The 13,641-nt window shown below is 70.0% G+C and carries 11 protein-coding genes and 1 tRNA gene; 6 read left to right on the forward strand and 6 right to left on the reverse strand.

Going from position 1 to position 13,641, the window contains the following annotated elements; translation table 11 throughout:
* Nucleotides 1–354 precede the first annotated feature (354 nt).
* Nucleotides 355–1,764 carry an NAD(P)/FAD-dependent oxidoreductase gene (locus ACWCQK_RS25695; protein WP_451158670.1) on the forward strand — a complete coding sequence of 470 codons (1,410 nt, stop codon included), beginning with the start codon at nucleotides 355–357 and terminating at the stop codon, nucleotides 1,762–1,764.
* 253 nt (nucleotides 1,765–2,017) lie between these two features.
* Nucleotides 2,018–3,322, forward strand: coding sequence for a class I SAM-dependent methyltransferase (locus tag ACWCQK_RS25700; protein WP_451158672.1), 1,305 nt, complete (start codon nucleotides 2,018–2,020; stop codon nucleotides 3,320–3,322).
* A gap of 76 nt (nucleotides 3,323–3,398) precedes the next feature.
* On the opposite strand, the gene ACWCQK_RS25705 is transcribed toward ACWCQK_RS25700, so the two are convergent.
* Together ACWCQK_RS25705 and ACWCQK_RS25710 are read right to left on the reverse strand one after the other, a co-directional pair.
* Nucleotides 3,399–5,927, reverse strand: coding sequence for an ABC transporter permease (locus ACWCQK_RS25705; RefSeq protein ID WP_451158674.1), 2,529 nt, complete (start codon nucleotides 5,925–5,927; stop codon nucleotides 3,399–3,401).
* Between the two features lie 79 nt (nucleotides 5,928–6,006).
* Nucleotides 6,007–6,807, reverse strand: coding sequence for an ABC transporter ATP-binding protein (locus ACWCQK_RS25710; RefSeq protein WP_451158676.1), 801 nt, complete (start codon nucleotides 6,805–6,807; stop codon nucleotides 6,007–6,009).
* Nucleotides 6,808–7,199: 392 nt separating this feature from the next.
* Here ACWCQK_RS25710 and ACWCQK_RS25715 point away from each other — a divergent pair.
* Nucleotides 7,200–7,282: transfer RNA gene (locus ACWCQK_RS25715), tRNA-Leu, on the forward strand.
* A 139-nt stretch (nucleotides 7,283–7,421) separates the two neighbouring features.
* Here ACWCQK_RS25715 and ACWCQK_RS25720 read toward each other — a convergent pair.
* Nucleotides 7,422–7,754, reverse strand: a complete 333-nt coding sequence (locus ACWCQK_RS25720) for a hypothetical protein (RefSeq protein ID WP_451158678.1) — start codon at nucleotides 7,752–7,754, stop codon at nucleotides 7,422–7,424.
* A 304-nt stretch (nucleotides 7,755–8,058) separates the two neighbouring features.
* Between ACWCQK_RS25720 and ACWCQK_RS25725 the strand changes: the two genes are divergently transcribed.
* On the forward strand, nucleotides 8,059–9,234 hold the full coding sequence (locus tag ACWCQK_RS25725) for a 4-hydroxybenzoate 3-monooxygenase (protein WP_451158680.1): 1,176 nt from the start codon (nucleotides 8,059–8,061) through the stop codon (nucleotides 9,232–9,234).
* 199 nt (nucleotides 9,235–9,433) lie between these two features.
* On the forward strand, nucleotides 9,434–10,345 hold the full coding sequence (locus ACWCQK_RS25730; protein ID WP_451158682.1) for a Bax inhibitor-1/YccA family protein: 912 nt from the start codon (nucleotides 9,434–9,436) through the stop codon (nucleotides 10,343–10,345).
* Nucleotides 10,346–10,434: 89 nt separating this feature from the next.
* Here ACWCQK_RS25730 and ACWCQK_RS25735 read toward each other — a convergent pair whose 3' ends face one another.
* A complete protein-coding gene (locus tag ACWCQK_RS25735) occupies nucleotides 10,435–10,665 on the reverse strand; it encodes a DUF4287 domain-containing protein (protein ID WP_152890507.1) in 231 nt (76 codons plus the stop codon).
* Between the two features lie 103 nt (nucleotides 10,666–10,768).
* Here ACWCQK_RS25735 and ACWCQK_RS25740 point away from each other — a divergent pair, with 103 nt between their 5' ends.
* Nucleotides 10,769–11,080, forward strand: a complete 312-nt coding sequence (locus ACWCQK_RS25740; RefSeq protein ID WP_451158684.1) for a hypothetical protein — start codon at nucleotides 10,769–10,771, stop codon at nucleotides 11,078–11,080.
* A gap of 13 nt (nucleotides 11,081–11,093) precedes the next feature.
* On the opposite strand, the gene ACWCQK_RS25745 is transcribed toward ACWCQK_RS25740, so the two are convergent.
* Both ACWCQK_RS25745 and ACWCQK_RS25750 read right to left on the reverse strand, forming a co-directional pair.
* Nucleotides 11,094–11,879, reverse strand: coding sequence for a hypothetical protein (locus tag ACWCQK_RS25745; RefSeq protein WP_451158810.1), 786 nt, complete (start codon nucleotides 11,877–11,879; stop codon nucleotides 11,094–11,096).
* A gap of 322 nt (nucleotides 11,880–12,201) precedes the next feature.
* Nucleotides 12,202–13,422, reverse strand: a complete 1,221-nt coding sequence (locus tag ACWCQK_RS25750; RefSeq protein ID WP_451158686.1) for an acetyl-CoA C-acetyltransferase — start codon at nucleotides 13,420–13,422, stop codon at nucleotides 12,202–12,204.
* Between the last annotated feature and the right edge of the window lie 219 nt (nucleotides 13,423–13,641).

Here is a 13,641-nt window from a genome sequence, read left to right on the forward strand (position 1 = left end):
CACCTCGGCGCGAAACTTCGTGAAGTTCTTCACAAGGAATTGGGCCGTGTCGGTGGATCAGGGGCCCCCGGTTGGCCCTTCAGGGGGCTCAACAGCCCGGTGGGCCCGCTCAGTGGAGCATGTCGAGGGGGTTTCGCGCGGGTGTCGGGCGCGTCTCCCGCGGGGGGTCCGCAGGGTGTCCGAACACCCGGAGTGGCAGCTCACACGGCATTGACAACGGTCCATCCCGGACACCGGTTTCCGGTCGCCGCCACGATCCGGATCAGGTGAGTCGCGGAGGATAGCACACCCCTCACCGAAGCTTGTGAAGGGGCGCACGAGCGACCCCCCAGGGGCGGGTGGATACTCGATCCCATGAGCACCACGGAGCGTCCCAGGATCCTCGTAGTAGGCGGTGGGTACGTAGGCCTGTACGCAGCTCGGCGCATTCTCAAGAAGATGCGCTACGGCGAGGCGACCGTCACGGTCGTCGACCCCCGGTCGTACATGACCTACCAGCCCTTCCTCCCCGAAACCGCCGCCGGCAGCATCTCCCCGCGCCACGTCGTCGTCCCGTTGCGACGCGTGCTGCCCAAGGCGGAGGTTCTCACCGGCCGGGTCACCACCATCGATCAGGACCGCAAGGTCGCCACGATCGCCCCGCTGGTCGGCGAGGCGTACGAGCTGCCCTTCGACTACCTGGTCGTCGCCCTCGGCGCGGTCTCCCGCACCTTCCCGATCCCCGGCCTCGCCGAACAGGGCATCGGCATGAAGGGCATCGAGGAGGCCATCGGCCTGCGCAACCACGTCCTCGAGCAGCTCGACAAGGCCGACTCCACCACCGACGAGGAGATCCGCCGCAAGGCGCTCACCTTCGTCTTCATCGGCGGCGGTTTCGCCGGCGCGGAGACCATCGGTGAGGTCGAGGACATGGCCCGGGACGCGGCCAAGTACTACAAGAACGTGTCCCGCGAGGACATGCGCTTCATCCTCGTCGACGCCGCCGACAAGATCCTTCCCGAGGTCGGCCCCAAGCTCGGCCAGTACGGCAAGGAGCACCTGGAGAGCCGCGGTGTGGAGATCTACCTCTCCACCTCGATGGACTCCTGCGTCGACGGTCACGTGGTGCTGAAGAACGGCCTCGAGGTCGACTCCCACACGATCGTGTGGACGGCCGGCGTCAAGCCGAACCCGGTCCTGTCCCGCTACGGCCTGCCGCTGGGTCCCCGCGGTCACGTCGACTGCGCGCCGACCCTCCAGGTCCAGGGCACCGACTACATCTGGGCCGCGGGCGACAACGCCCAGGTGCCCGACGTCGCCGCCCGCAAGGCCGGTGTCGAGAACGCCTGGTGCCCACCGAACGCCCAGCACGCGCTGCGTCAGGCCAAGGTCCTCGGCGACAACGTGGTCTCCGGCATGCGGGGCTTCCCGCAGGCGGAGTACTCGCACTCCAACAAGGGTGCGGTGGCGGGCCTCGGCCTGCACAAGGGCGTCGCGATGATCGTCATGGGCAAGATGAAGATCAAGGTCAAGGGCCGTCTCGCCTGGTACATGCACCGTGGCTACCACGGTCTGGCCATGCCGACCTGGAACCGCAAGATCCGGGTCTTCGCCGACTGGACGCTCGCCATGTTCCTCAAGCGCGAGGTCGTCGCGCTCGGCGCGCTGGAGACCCCGCGCGAGGAGTTCTACGAGGCCGCCAAGCCGGCCCCGGTCGCCGCCGCGCCGAAGGCCGCACAGGCCGAGCGGGCGGGGAAGACCGGGGAGAAGGCCAAGGCCTCCTGACCTGCGGTCACCGAACCATCCCCGAAGGGGCCGTCCGCCATCCGTGGTGCGGACGGCCCCTTCGGCGTCCGCCCACGTGCCCGCCGCGGCGCCCGCCGCGCGCTCTTCGCACGCGGCCCGGAGCCCGACGATATTGATGTTGGCTACATCCACTTTGCCTGTTTGTAACTCCAATGCGGGACTGCGCCGCGGGCACGCTGATGTTTACGTGGTGTCCGGACATCCGGGATCGGCTCTCACGGAGGTGTGCGCCATGGCTGACGCCGCGCTGCGGCTCAAGGGCTTCGTCGAACAGTTGCTGGGGGAACCTCTCCCGATGCGCATTCGCGCCTGGGACGGTTCGCAGGCGGGTCCGCCGGGTGCCCCGACGCTGGTCGTACGCAACCGGCGCGCGCTGCGCCGACTGCTGTGGAAACCGGGCGAGTTGGGACTGGCCCGCGCCTGGGTCGCCGGGGACCTCGACGTCGAGGGCGATCTGTACAGCGCGCTGGACGCGCTCTCCGGCCTGTTCTGGGAGCGCGGCGACGACGCCAGGACCCTCGCCCAGGCCCTGCGCGAGCCCCAGGTGCGCGCCGCCGTGCGCGGCCTGGTCAAGCTCGCCGGCCCCGCGCTGCCGCCCGCCCCGCCCCGCGAGGAGGTCCGCAGACCCCGCGGTCATCTGCATCTGCACACCCGGCGCACCGACCGGCACGCCATCAGCCACCACTACGACGTCGGCAACGACTTCTACGAGATCGTCCTCGGCCCGTCGATGGTCTACTCGTGCGCGTACTGGGAGTCCTCCGCGCCGGCCGCCGCCCTCGAGGACGCCCAGCGCGACAAGCTCGAACTCGTCTGCCGCAAGCTCGGCCTGACCGCCGGGCAGCGACTGCTCGACGTCGGCTGCGGCTGGGGCGCCATGGCCGTCCACGCGGCCCGCGAGCACGGCGTGAGCGTCGTCGGCGTCACGCTCTCCCAGGAACAGGCCGCCTACGCCCGCAAGCGCGTCGCCGAGGAGGGCCTGACGGACCGGGTGGAGATCCGCGTCCAGGACTACCGGGACGTCCGCGACGGCCCCTACGACGCGATCTCCTCCATCGGCATGGCCGAACACGTCGGCGCCGAGCGCTATCTGGAGTACGCCGAGAACCTCCACGCCCTGCTGAAGCCGGGCGGCCGGCTCCTCAACCACCAGATCGCCCGCCGCCCGCACCGAGACGAATCGTCCTACGAGGTGGACGAGTTCATCGACGCCTACGTCTTCCCGGACGGCGAACTCGCCCCCCTCGGCACCACGGTCACCCAGCTGGAACGGGCGGGCTTCGAGGTCCGCGACGTCGAGTCGATCCGTGAGCACTACGCCCTCACCCTGCGCCGCTGGGTCGCCAACCTGGAGGCCGACTGGGACCGGGCGGCGCGGCTCACCGGACCGGGACGCGCCCGCGTCTGGCGCCTGTACATGGCGGCCTCCGCGGTGTCCTTCGAACGCAACCGCATCGGCGTCAACCAGGTCCTGGCGGTCCGCACCCCCGAGTCGGGCACCTCCCGGATGCCGCTCAGGGCCCGCGTCTGGAACTGACCGCACGACGTGAGAGGGGCCCCGTTCCGCACCGGAACGGGGCCCCTCTCACACGTACGGCGTACCGCTGCTGCCGCTACTCCGACTTGATCGCCGCCAGCATGTTCAGGCGGGCCGCCCGCCGGGCTGGCCACAGCGCCGCCAGCACGCCGACCGTCGCGGCCAGCAGCAGGAACACCGCCATCCTCGCCCACGGCAGGACCAGCTCGTACGTCGTCATCCTCGTGCCCAGCAGCTCACCGGCCGCCCAGCCGAAGAACACGCCCAGACCGATGCCGAGCACGCCGCCGAAGAGCGAGATGACCAGGGACTCCAGCCGGACCATCCGCTTGATGTTCTTGCGGTCGAGGCCGATCGCGCGGAGCATCCCGATCTCCTGGGAGCGCTCGAAGACCGACATGGCCAGGGTGTTGATGACACCGAGGACGGCGACGATCACCGCCATGGCGAGCAGGCCGTAGAGCATGTTCAGCATCAGCGTGAACATCTGCGCGATCTCCTCGGAGATGTCCTTCTTGCTCTGCACCTTGATGGCCGGATTGGAGCCGAGGGCCTTCTCCAGGCGGTCCTTGGTGGCGTCGGACGCGCCGTCGGACATCTTCACCATGACCTGCATGTCGGTCGGGTCCGACTGGTGCGGGGCGAGCGTGGCGTTGTCGAGCATGATGCCGCGCATCATCTCGTTGGCCTGGTAGACCCCGGCGACGCTCAGCCGCTGCTTCTTGCCGTCCTCGTATCCGACGGTGAAGTCCGAGCCGGCCTTCCAGCCGTGCGACCTGGCCGTGTCGTCGTCGACCACGACCCGCGTGCCGCCGACCTCGAAGGCGCCGCTGTCCAGCGTCAGCGCGGTCAGCCTGCCGATGGCGGAGCCGTCGACACCGGTCAGGAACTCGGTCTCGCCCTCGATGCGGGCGGGCGCGTTGCGCAGCGGGCTGGTGTCGGTCACCCCGTCGGTGGCCTTCAGCTTCTCGCCGACCTCCGGGGAGAGGGAGTTGCCGTTCGCCATCGACACCATGTAGTCGGCCTTGATCGCGGACGACGCCATCTTGTCGATTGCGTGCTGGAGGCTGCCCGCCATCACCGTCATCCCGGTGATGAGGGTGAGCCCGATCATCAGCGCGGAGGCCGTGGCCGCCGTACGGCGGGGGTTGCGCACCGAGTTCTGGCGGGCCAGCTTGCCCGCCACCCCGAACGCGCGCAGCACCGGGGCCGTGGCCGCGATCAGCGGCCGGGACAGCAGCGGCGTCAGGATGAACACACCGATGATGAGCAGCACCGCGCCCAGGCCCATCGGGGCCTGCCCGTCGGAGCCGTCCATCGTGGTGGCCGCGAGGACCACCGCGACGCCCGCGGCCGAGAACAGCGCGCCGATCGTGTTGCGCAGCACCAGCGACCTGGTGGTCGCCTTCGCGTGCACGCTGCTCATCGCGGCGACCGGCGGGATCTTCGCGGCCCGGCGGCCCGGCAGCCACGCGGCGAGCATGGTGATGACGACGCCGACCCCGAGGGCCGCGTAGACGGTGCCGGGGGAGACGACCAGCGGTCCGTCGGGGACGGTCGCGCCGAGCGTGCCCATCAGCGACCGCAGTCCGGCTCCGATGCCGATGCCCGCGACCAGCCCGGTGACCCCGGCCACCGCGCCGACCACGAACGCCTCGATCAGCACGGACCGGGTGATCTGGCGGCGCGAGGCACCCACGGCGCGCAGCAGGGCCAGTTCCTTGGTGCGCTGGGCGACCAGCATGGTGAAGGTGTTGGCGATGATGAACGTGCCGACGAACAGCGCGATCCCGGCGAAGACCAGCAGCCCCTGCTTCAGCCCGCTCATCGACGAGGCGATCATCTCGGCCTGGTCGTCGGCGAGCTGCCGGCCGGTGGTGGTCTCGGTGCTGTCCGCGGGCAGCGCCTTGTCCAGTTCGGCCTTGAGCGCCGCCTGGCTGACGCCCGTCTTCGCCGTCACGTCGATCTCGTCGTACGTGCCGGTCTTGCCGAACAGCCGCTGGGCGCTCGCCGTGTCGAAGAGGGCGAGGCTGCCGCCCGCGGCGACGTTGCCGTCGTCGGTGGTGAAGACGCCGGTGACGGTCGGGGTCAGCACCGGGCCGTCGACCGAGAGGCGCACGGTGTCGCCGACCCGGTAGCCGGCGCGCTTCGCGGTCTCGGAGTCGATGAGGACCTCGTCCTCGCCCTGCGGCGCGTGCCCGCTGACCAGCGGATAGCGGGCGTCCTTCGGCCCCCAGTAGTTCCCGCCCTGCGACTGGAAGCCGCCGCCGACGAGCTTGCCGTCCTTGTCGGCGAGGGCGGTGAAGCCGTTGACGACACCGACGGCGGACGCGGCGCCGGGCACCCGCGCGCTCCGGTCGAGCAGGGCCTGCGTCAGCTCGGGCGTCTTGCTCAGCGTGTCGCCGTCGGCCTTCCGGCCCTCCGGCCGCACGGCCACGTCGACCTGGCCGAAGCCCTTGGCGGAGCTCCTCTGGAAGGCGTCCGAGATGGTGTTGGTGAAGACCAGGGTCCCCGACACGAACGCCACGCCGAGCATCACGGCGAGCACGGTCATGAGGAGCCGGGCCTTGTGCGCGAGTACGTTGCGCAAGGCGGTACGGAACATGGGTTGTCTCAGTCCAGGTGTACGAGGGTGAGGGAGCGTCAGGGGGCCACGGCGGGCGTCGGCCCGCGAGGCTCTCGGTTCAGCCCGCGAGGCTCTCGGCGTCGAGGCCGGGGCTCTGGGGGTTTCCGCCGGGAAGGTTCCGCATGCGGTCGAGCACCGAGTCCGCCGTGGGCTCGTACACCTCGTCGACGATCCGGCCGTCCGCCAGGAACACCACCCGGTCCGCGTACGCCGCGGCCACCGGGTCGTGGGTCACCATCACCACGGTCTGGCCCAGTTCCCGCACCGAGTTGCGCAGGAAGCCCAGCACCTCGGCGCCGGATCGTGAGTCGAGGTTCCCGGTCGGCTCGTCGCCGAAGATGATGTCCGGCCGTGAGGCCAGCGCGCGGGCCACGGCGACCCGCTGCTGCTGTCCGCCGGAGAGCTGGGAGGGCCGGTGGCCGAGCCGGTCGGCGAGCCCCACCATCCGGATCACGGTGTCCAGCCACGCCTGGTCCGGCTTGCGGCCGGCGATGTCCATGGGAAGGGTGATGTTCTCCAGGGCCGTCAGCGTCGGCAGCAGGTTGAACGCCTGGAAGATGAAGCCGATCTTGTCCCGGCGCAGCTTGGTGAGCTTCTTGTCCTTCAGCGAGCCCAGCTCGGTCTCGCCGATGCGCACGGAGCCGCTGCTGAAGGTGTCCAGACCGGCCACGCAGTGCATCAGCGTGGACTTGCCGGAGCCGGACGGGCCCATGATCGCGGTGAACTCGGCCTGCCGGAAGTCGACGGAGACCCGGTCGAGGGCGACCACCTGGGTCTCGCCGTGTCCGTAGATCTTCGACAGCTCCGTGGCGCGCGCGGCCACGGTGGTGGTCCGGCCGGCGACGGGTGTGGTGGTCACGGGAAGGCGCTCCTCGCGGGACGACGATGTTTATCGGGGACGTGCACCATCGTCGCGTCCGCGGCTCGTCGTGTAGTCAGCCGCTGTTCCGGTTCCGGGGGCAGACTTCGGGCGGACCACGCCACGCCGAGTCATACCTGGGGATGACGGGTGACCCTGACCGCGCCGGGCGTGAATAACGGGTGGGGCACCCTTGTTCCGGCGGTGAAATTCCGTCATTCCGCATACGGGCTCATCGCGCGCACGCCACGCTATTGGCAAGTGCGGATGGCGTGTTCCGTGTGCTGATGCACCCTCAGACGTCAATAAAATAAGACAACATCGGTCCGCCCGCCCGCTGTTCGAGGGATGCGTCCCGATAGGCTCGGGGCCTCGACGCGGAGCCATGGCCTGCCCGGATGGTGGAATGCAGACACGGCGAGCTTAAACCTCGCTGCCCCTCGCGGGCGTACCGGTTCGAGTCCGGTTCCGGGCACTTCCGCGGTCACGTTCAGTGAACCGTGGGAACGGCCTGTCGCCGTCGCCTCAGCCGCGGAGGGCCGCCGCGCGGCGGCGCGGCGACCCTCTTCCAGTTGCTGTCCGCGGTCCCTCGCCGCTTCCGCGCCGTCGGCGCGTCAGCGGACGATGATCACCACGGGGGTGCTGCCGTACCCGTAGGCGCCGGTGTAGGGGTAGTAGCCGATGTTTCCGAAGCCGTTGCCGTAGCCGTAGCCCCCGTAGCCCCCGAAGCCGTACCCGCCGCCGCAGAAGGGGTTGAAGCCGTTGTTGAAGCCGACTCCGAATCCGCAGCCGCCGCCGCCGTTCGTCCGGATGTTGTGCGAGACCGCGTTGATGCCGTTCGGCGCCGTCGCGGCCGAGGCCGGGCTTGCGGCCGCTCCCACTCCCGCGATCGCGCCGCCGGTGAGAAGGGCGGTAGCCAGAATTCGTATGACCGGGTTCCTGCGCATATGAGAATCTCCTTAGCCCCGAGGTGTTCACACCCCTCCGGTCTCTCCCCTCGCACCAGGTAACACCGGATCGACGGAACGTACCATCCGAGCGGCGGACCGCCGTCTGGGCCGGCAGGTGTCCGCCCAGGTCAGGGGCGGTTTTCGCGGTGCGGATCGACGGTCTCGTCGCGGGACCGTTGACACCGGTCACGCGGGAGCGCAGACTCGCGGCCGAGTGAGATGAAGAAATTTCATCGGACGAACCAACGGACCCGCGGACCCGCGCGACACGGCACCGACGCCCATCCGAAGGGAACGTCCGATGCGCACCACCGTCGGCATCATCGGCGCAGGGCCGGCCGGCCTCCTCCTCGCCCGGCTGCTCCGCAACGCGGGCGTCGACGCGGTCGTCCTGGAGAGCCGGGACCGGGCCTACGTCGAACAGCGGCAGCGGGCCGGGATCCTGGAGCAGGGGACGGTGGACGTGCTGCGCGCGGCCGGCGCCGGGGAACGCCTGGACCGCGAGGGTCTGCGGCACGACGGCATCGAACTGCGCTTCGCCCGGCGACGCCACCGCGTCGACTTCCCCTCCCTGACCGGCGGCCGGGCGGTGACGGTGTACGCCCAGACGGAGGTATGCAAGGACCTCATCGCCCTCCAGCTGAAAGAGGGCGGCCCGCTGCTGTTCGAGGCGCAGGCGCTGGCGGTCGAGGGGGCCGGTACCGACAGCCCGCGCGTGCGCTTCCGGCACGACGGGCGCGAAGATGTCCTGGAGTGCGACTACGTCGTCGGCTGCGACGGCTTTCGGGGGATCGCCAGGAAGGCGATACCGGCCGAGGCGACCCGCGTCTTCGAACGAACCTATCCCTTCGGTTGGCTCGGCATCCTCGCCGACGTCGCCCCCTCCCACGACGAGCTCGTCTACGCCCGCCACGACCGCGGCTTCGCGCTGCTGTCGATGCGCTCCCCGACCGTCTCCCGCCTCTATTTCCAGGTGCCGGAGGGGACGGACGCCGAGGCGTGGGCCGACGACGAGATCTGGGCCGAGCTGGAGCGGCGCCTGGAGACCGCCGACGGCTGGACGCTCGCCCGCGGGCCCATCACCCAGAAATCGGTCACCCCGATGCGCTCCTACGTCCACGAGCCGATGCGGCACGGCCGGCTCTTCCTCGCCGGGGACGCCGCCCACATCGTGCCGCCCACCGGCGCCAAGGGGCTGAACCTCGCCGTCGGTGACGTGGTCACCTTCGCGCGGGCGCTGACGTACGCGAGGGAGACGGGCTCGCCGCGGCTCCTCGACGACTACTCCGCCGACTGTCTGCGCCGGGTCTGGCAGGCCGAGCGGTTCTCCTACGACATGACCACGATGCTGCACCGGCTCCCCGGGGCCACCCCCTTCGAGGAGCGCCTCCAGCTCGCCCGTCTGGAGCGGATCACGGGCTCGCGCGCGGCGGAGAGCGACCTCGCCGAGGGATACACCGGATTCCCGTTCGGGTGAACGGATGATCTCCTACCGGTTCCGGACGTGTCGCGGCTTGGTCATGAATGACCCCCCTCGGCCGCCGGGAATCAGGGATCCGCGTAGCGTGTTGGGCAGCACGACGAGGGAAAGATCCTCCCCAAGCACTAGGGTCAATCCTTTGCCTACCTATTACTCTTGAGCCAAGGCCCACGCAGAGTGGCCATGGAGGAGTGAAATGAGGAGCAGAAACCCGGTCTTCTCGCGACGGGGGTTCAGCCGCGACAACGGCTACGCGGGCTTCAACACCGCGCCGCAGGCCGGGGGACCCGCTGTCGGCACGCAGGGGAACCCGTACGCGCAGGGCGGTCCGTACGCCCAGCCGTCCGGCAACCCCTACGCGCAGAACCCGTACGCCCAGCAGGACCTTCAGCACGGCGCGCCGCAGGCCCCGGTCACCACCGCCGGCCGTATGACGATGGACGACGTCGTCCTGCGCACCGCCACCACCCTCGGTCTGCTGATCGGCACGGCCGCGCTCGCCTGGGCGCTGCTGCCGGTCGACGACGCCAACATCAGCCGTTCGTACGGCATCGGCATCGGCGCCGCGCTGGTCGCGATGGTGCTGGCGTTCGTGCAGTCGTTCAAGCGCAAGGCCTCGCCGGCCCTCATCCTGACCTACGCGGGTCTCGAGGGTGTCTTCCTCGGCGTGGTCTCCAGCATCGTCGACAACCGCATCGCCAGCGGCGCGGCCATGCAGGCCGTGCTCGGCACGATGGCGGTGTTCGCCGGCGTGCTGATCGCGTACAAGGCCGGCTGGATCCGCGTCAACCGCCGCTTCGTCGGCTTCGTGATGGCGGCCGCGCTCGGCTTCATCCTGCTGATGGCGGTGAACCTGCTGTTCGCGGTCTTCGGCGGCGGTGACGGTCTCGGCTTCCGCAGTGGTCCGCTCGGCATCATCTTCGGTGTCGTCGGCATCATCCTCGGCGCCTGCTTCCTCGCCATCGACTTCAAGCAGGTCGAGGACGGCATCGCGTACGGCGCCCCGCGCGAGGAGGCCTGGCTGGCCGCCTTCGGTATGACGGTGACGCTGGTCTGGATTTACATGGAGTTCCTGCGGATCATCGCGATCCTCAACAGCAACGACTAGATCCCCGACGGCGACGAGCCGTCGTAGACCTGACGACGAAGGGCCCCGGGCACCCGCCCGGGGCCCTTCGTCATGCCCTCCGTGCGCGCCTAGAGCAGTTTGCGCGCTGCCCTCCTCAGGTCGTACTCGTGGACGATCGCCTTGGCGTGGCCGTACGCCAGGTCGTATTCGTGACGCAGCCAGCTGACCTTCTCCTCGAAGCGGAAGAGGGAGGGGCCTTCGTCGACGGTGCGCAGCCAGTCGGACACCTCACGACCGGTGCAGTGGGGGATGCGGGCGAGCATGTTGCGGTGGGTCTCCTCGGAGAGGACGTGGGACATCGGCGCCTCCGGACGCAATGGGGTGTAAGCCGGTCCTTCACGTCACGGTGCCTGAGCGTTGGCGCGTTGGCAACAGTCCCGGGGCAGCGCGTAGTCTCGCGGCGTGGTTGATACGACGCCTCTGAGCCGTGCGGTGGATCACTTCGCCGATCGTCTGCGGGCCGCCCCCCAGAGCCGGTTGCAGCGCAGTGCCGCCGCGGCGGCACTGGAGTTGGCCCGGGAGTTCGCACGACGGGCCCAACGCGCCGAGGAACCCGGCGCCGAACCGCGTGAGATGCCGGACGCCGGGATGTTCGCCGTCGCCGACCAGATCACCGTCGCGGCACACGACCTGGCGGTCGTGCTGCGCAGCGAGGCCGAAGTGGCCGAAGCGGTGGGGCTGGTGGAGGAGGCGCAGACCCGGGCGGGGGTGTGACGCCCACGCGCGGCTAGAGGGACGCGATGACCCGGTCCGCCAGGATGTACACCGTCTCCTCGCCGCAGGCGAAGGTCAGCGTGTACGCGCCCGAGATGCCCGAGCCGCCGAGCAGGACCGGCGTCCGGCCGGTGCGCAGCGCGGTGGCCAGACGCTCCGCGGTCTCGCGGTGGCCCGGGGTCATGCACAGGGTCGTACCGTCGGCGAAGACGTAGACGTCGAGGGTGCCCAGCGGGCCCGGGCGGACGTCGGTCAGCTCGACACCGCAGGAAGCGAGTTCCTCCAGGGTGGCGACCGTGCGCTCGTGGTCGTTCACGACCGGTGACTGGACCGGTACGAAGTCGGGGTGCGAGGGGTGGCGGCGGCGGGCCGCGGCCAGTTCGGGGGAGTCCCCGGCGAACTCGTCGGCGTCGGCGCCCGGCTCGGCCACCGGTTCGAGGTGGTCCAGGCCCGCGAAATCGGCCTGGCGGGGCAGGAACAGCTCACTGTCCGGCAGACCCAGCAGGGAGGGGGCGTCGGAGGCGTCACGAGCCTCCTGGGCGGCCCAGAACGCCCGCGCCTCGGCCAGCTCTCGCTCCCGCTCCTCGGCGAGCGCCTCGGCGACGGCCGAACGTATCTCCTCCGCGTCCACGGAGAGACGGGCGGCCGGGACCAGACCCCGTGCCGCGGCCGCGTTGTTCTGGGCGGCGAGCTCGGTGTGCAGCGCCGCCACCTGCCGGCGCAGCACCATGAGGGTGCGCAGGACGGCGACGCCCACGGCGCCTGTGGCGACCGTGGTGAGCAGCAGGGCGATCGGCATGGCGCTCACTGACGTACTCCCGGTTCAAAGTCGACCCCCGACTTCCTACATCAGCTTGAAGGGCGGACCATCCAGCTGTCAGTGCGTAACGTCACGAAACGGGCCGGACTTTGGCCTCGAGGTTTGGTGGTGGAACGGCGCTGACCTGCGTTGATCCCTCCCTCGGGGGAGATAGGTCACATCCTGAGGGAGATTGGATCACAAATCGGCCCAGAACCCTGGCGGTTTCCGGGTTCTGGGCCGATGCGTGACGCTGGGTCGAACGGTGACTACTGACGGCTTTTCAGCGGTCGCGAGTGCGTTCGAGGGTGGGCTCGGGGGATCAGCTGAGACGCTCGATGACCATGGCCATGCCCTGGCCGCCGCCGACGCACATCGTCTCCAGACCGAACTGCTTGTCGTGGAACTGGAGGGAGTTGATGAGCGTGCCGGTGATGCGGGCGCCGGTCATGCCGAAGGGGTGGCCCACCGCGATGGCACCGCCGTTGACGTTCAGCTTGTCGAGATCGATGCCGAGGTCGCGGTAGGACGGGATCACCTGGGCGGCGAACGCCTCGTTGATCTCGACCAGGTCGATGTCGTCGATGGTCAGCCCGGCCCGGCGCAGCGCCTGCTGGGAGGCCTCGACCGGGCCGAGGCCCATGATCTCGGGCGAGAGGCCCGAGACGCCGGTGGAGACGATGCGGGCGAGCGGGGTCAGGCCGAGCTCGCGGGCCTTGGTGTCGGACATGATGACCAGCGCGGCGGCGCCGTCGTTCAGCGGGCAGCAGTTGGCGGCGGTGACGAGGCCGTCGGGGCGGAAGACCGGCTTGAGGCCCTGGACGCCGTCGAGGGTGACACCGGCGCGGGGGCCGTCGTCCTTGCCGACGACCGTGCCGTCGGGGAGGGTCACCGGGGTGATCTCGCGCTCCCAGAAGCCGTTCTTGATGGCTTCCTCGGCGAGGTTCTGCGACCGGACGCCGAACTCGTCCATGTCCTGACGGGTGACGCCCTTCCAGCGGGCGAGGTTCTCGGCGGTCTGCCCCATCGCCATGTACGCGTCCGGGACGACGCCGTCCTCGCGCGGGTCGTGCCAGGTCGTGCCCTCCTGCTGGGCGACGGCCGCGGTGCGGGCCTCGGCCTCGGCGAAGAAGGGGTTGTGCGTGTCCGGGTGGCTGTCGGAGTTGCCCTTGACGAACCGGGAGACCATCTCGACACCGGTCGAGATGAAGACGTCGCCCTCACCGGCCTTGATGGCGTGCAGGGCCATGCGGCTCGTCTGGAGGGACGAGGAGCAGTACCGGGTGACGGTGCAGCCGGGGAGGTGGTCCATCCCCATCTGCACGGCGACGATACGGCCGAGGTTGTTGCCCTGCTCGCCGCCGGGGAGGCCGCAGCCGAGCATCAGGTCGTCTATGTCCCTGGGGTCCAGCTCCGGGACCTTGGCGAGGGCCGCCTGGATGATGAAGGCGGTGAGGTCGTCCGGACGCAGGTCCTTCAGCGAGCCCTTGAAAGCGCGGCCGATGGGGGAGCGGGCGGTCGAGACGATGACGGCTTCGGGCATCACGGCTCCATTGGCGTACGGGGATGGGCGAAGGCGGACTGTCTGGGAAGTTACCTGTCCGTATGGTCCGGGTCACGGGAATGGACGTGTGACTCTGACCGCAGTTTCCAAGCGCTTGCTTTCCGTGCCGGCCACCGCGCCTTCCCGTGCCGTTCCCTCCCAGGCCCCTGCGAGGGAACGGCACGCGGCACCCCGGCCCCCGCTTCTCGCCCGCCGGGA

It is taken from the genome of Streptomyces sp. NPDC002306 (assembly GCF_053593435.1).